A 2,903-nucleotide genomic window follows, 5' to 3' on the forward strand; every position below is an offset into this window, starting at 1 on the left:
CAGTGTGATCAACAACGCAAGTACAATTTTTGGAGATACTAATGTTTTGAATGAGATATCAACAATAGTGGGTTCAAGTGAAACCTTGACTACAATGGTAGACAATACTGACGGTACGTATACATATACAAGTGAAGATGCAACTGCAACTACAATAGATATACCGGGCAGTGTGATCAACAACGCAAGTACAATTTTTGGAGATACTAATGTTTTGAATGAGATATCAACAATAGTGGGTTCAAGTGAAACTTTAACCTCATTGGTAGACAACGGAGATGGTACGATGACGTATACAGATGAAGACGGAGTGGCAACTGTGATCAATTTAAGCACAGCGGTAGCGGCTACTGAAACGTTGACCTCATTGGTAGACAACGGAGATGGTACGATGACGTATACAGATGAAGACGGAGTGGCAACTGTGATCAATTTAAGCACAGCGGTAGCGGCTACTGAAACGTTGACCTCATTGGTAGACAACGGAGATGGTACGATGACGTATACAGATGAAGGCGGAGTGGCAACTGTGATCAATTTAAGCACAGCGGTAGCGGCTACTGAAACGTTGACCTCATTGGTAGACAACGGAGATGGTACGATGACGTATACAGATGAAGACGGAGTGGCAACTGTGATCAATTTAAGCACAGCGGTAGCGGCTACTGAAACGTTGACCTCATTGGTAGACAACGGAGATGGTACGATGACGTATACAGATGAAGATGGAGTGGCAACCGTGATCAATTTAAGTACAGCGGTAGCAGCTACTGAAACGTTGACCTCATTGGTAGACAACGGAGATGGTACGATGACGTATACAGATGAAGATGGAGTGGCAACCGTGATCAATTTAAGTACAGCGGTAGCAGCTACCGAAACCTTGACCTCATTGGTAGACAACGGAGATGGTACCATGACGTATACAGATGAAGACGGAGTAGCAACAGTAATAGATGTAGCGAACCTTGAAACCTTAACAACTTTGGTAGACAACGGTAATGGAACATTTACGTATACTTCAGAGGACGGAACAATTACCACATTTAATGCAAATGGTTTGTCTGTTACAAATGTTATTGCAGGCCACCGAATTGCTACTGTAACAGAAGCGGATGGTACAACGGTGGATATTGATGAGACAATAACGACAGTTAATGATATTATCGGAGTTGCCGGACATACAATAGCTACCTATACGAATGAAAATGGAGTACTTACAAATATTCATGAAACAGTTACCTTTTTAGGACAAAATACAACTACAGGGCAGATAAGTTATGTCGATGAAGTCGGTACGACACAAACAGTAAGAGTGAGAAGTGTTATACCAGGTAACTTAATAAGCATCGGAGCAGACGGAGGTACTTATCTTGATCAGGCAATGATACAGAATGCTGAGACTAATACTACTTTAAGTCTTTCAGGAGGACAGTTAGTTTACAACAATGAGGATGCAAATAATGCCAACGTAAATCTGATCTCAGCAGACGCAGGCAATAGTCTTGTAGCCGGAACTGATGGTGCATTATATGTGCCAGCTGCTGCCGGAGGAAATACTTCTGTAGTAGCTCAAAGTGCAGGGAATACAGATGCGGAAGTAACGGGTGGAACTGCTCATACAATAGCCAGTCATGATGACGGTACGGGTACTGTAGTGACAGTTAATGAAACGGTTACAACCTTTGTAGATAACGGTGACGGAACGTATACTTATACAAATGAGAATGGTACTCCGACCACTACCACTACTGCTCGTAACATTTACACAGTGGATGGCACACTTACCGGTCCTCGTGTAGTGACGCAAAGTGACAATGACCTGACCTTTACTACCGGAACTGCCGGGAATTTTGTAATAGACGGAACATTACGCAAAACAAACGGAGCTGTATACTACAGTTACAGAGTGGAATCCGGAGCGACAGTAGCATGGCAGGATACGGATTACGTAGTTATACTTTCTAACTTGGGGTTAGATGGTAATTTAGCATTGCCTTCAGCAGCTTTATATCCGGGTAGAGTAATAAAATTGGCTAACGATACAGGAGCTGCACTTACTTTTGGAGGAATTGCAGGAGATACAGCACCTCTAAATGTTAGTAATGTACCTTCCAGAACGGCATCAGAATTTATAAGTACCGGAACCGATTGGGTACGAATTACAGGACGATAAAACTAGTTTATAAAAAATTTCCATGGAGATTCTCTCTTTTTCAAAAAGAGAGGATTCCTCTGGAGATTGGTGGTAATTCGAAAAAAAATATGATATAATGAAAACAATTTTACAAATAACCTGTAAGGCAGTATTACCGTTGTTTTTCGCTGCTTTTTTTGCTAATGAAGCAAAAGCTCAGCTTAAATCTTATGGTACAATTGGAAATGCTCTGGTTGGTGAGAACGCTTTTTTAGATGTTTCAGAAAATACAGTTAATTATCCTAATAACAGAGGGAGAGGACTGAGTTTTCCACGTACGAATTTAACTGCTTGGACATTTATTACGGGTAATTTAGACGGACTTAGTTTTCCGACTGCATTTGACGGAATGATCGTTTACAATAGCGGAACGGGAACAACCCTTGCCGGGCAGGGGATTCAGACCAGTGTGACTCCGGGTTTTTACTACTTCTATAACCCCGGTGCTACCAATAATATTACAAACGGACAATGGATAAGGTTGTCATCAGGTACAGTTAATGTAGTCAGCTCAGACGGAGGTAATGCCATAACATCGGGGACAGATGGCGGAGCTTTTATTGACGCCGCAGCAATTGCCGCAGCGCAAACGGTAACCACGATGACAGACAATACAAACGGGACGTATACTTATATTAGTGAAGACGGTACTGGAACAACAATAGATGTGCCGGGTAGTGTGATCAATAATGCAAGTGCGATCTTC

The 2,903-nt window shown here is 42.1% G+C and carries 1 protein-coding gene and 1 pseudogene; both read left to right on the plus strand.

The window, feature by feature from the left end; translation table 11 throughout:
- The coding region (locus NHF50_RS10095) for a hypothetical protein (protein WP_252776207.1) at nt 1–2,176 on the plus strand (2,176 nt) is incomplete at its 5' end.
- A gap of 97 nt (nt 2,177–2,273) precedes the next feature.
- Nucleotides 2,274–2,903: pseudogene (locus NHF50_RS10100) on the plus strand (hypothetical protein); the annotation flags it as partial.

The sequence above is a fragment of the Flavobacterium sp. NRK F10 genome, from assembly GCF_024054235.1.
In the GTDB taxonomy this organism is placed as follows: Bacteria; Bacteroidota; Bacteroidia; order Flavobacteriales; family Flavobacteriaceae; genus Flavobacterium; species Flavobacterium sediminis.